At 39.7% G+C, this 764-nt stretch carries 1 protein-coding gene and 1 pseudogene; both read left to right on the plus strand.

All coding sequences use genetic code 11. From position 1 onward, the window contains the following. A pseudogene (locus ACFIJL_RS09740) lies at positions 1 to 269 on the plus strand (hypothetical protein); the annotation flags it as partial. Then, positions 266 to 667 (plus strand): hypothetical protein, encoded by a 402-nt coding sequence (locus tag ACFIJL_RS09745; protein ID WP_273791508.1) that lies wholly within the window; start codon positions 266 to 268, stop codon positions 665 to 667. The pseudogene ACFIJL_RS09740 and the gene ACFIJL_RS09745, both read left to right, overlap by 4 nt. Positions 668 to 764 lie beyond the last annotated feature (97 nt).

The raw sequence follows: 764 nt of genomic DNA on the forward strand, positions 1-764 counted from the left end.
AAAATTATATCTACATACAAGGTCATATGTTAGACCCCATTAGTACAGTGATTGGTTACAATTGGCCTACGGCTTATGGGGTACGTTCCAAACCATATGATTCATTACATCCGTTAATTCTACCCCTCAGAGAGATGGGGGGAGCGATCATCGGCTATAATCCTAGTACCCATAATTGTTATGCTGATGCAAGTGCTAAGTGTAAAAATGATTACGGTTCATTTGATTTTATAAAATTTTATTCCACGAGAACAGGGAACAAAAAATGAAAATACGATTTAACTTATTGAGCCTGCTCATTCTATTAAGTATTACTGGATGTGATATGGACAAATCTCCTCCAGGGGAAGTATATGGGTGGATCAAGCCAGGAGCAGACTTTACCGAGGTAGGAAAAGCCTTATTAGAATGTGGCATGCCACATCTTAATTATCTTGAGGCTGAAAATCAAAAGCTCAGCAATAATGATAATGCAACAATTTATGCTTGTATGATTCAAGCAGGATTCCGTGACAGATATGGCGGTCCATCTTGGTGTGTGAATCATTGGAGGGAAAACCTTCCGATTTGTCGACCAGGCGCGGTCATTCCGAAACGAAGTGTTGAAAAGCGCTTAAACAGCCCTTTTTGTAAAAAATATAAAAATGCGGATGAATGCCAATCTTAAGTGATGATCAACAATCCGCCATCCTTGCCTTTGCTTGGAACGGCGGGATTGTTTCCTCACGCACATTATTTAACGGATGAAGAACAACAGAATTTAC

Origin of the sequence: Bartonella sp. TT119HLJHH, from assembly GCF_042193385.1 — a bacterium.
Taxonomy (GTDB): Bacteria; Pseudomonadota; Alphaproteobacteria; order Rhizobiales; family Rhizobiaceae; genus Bartonella.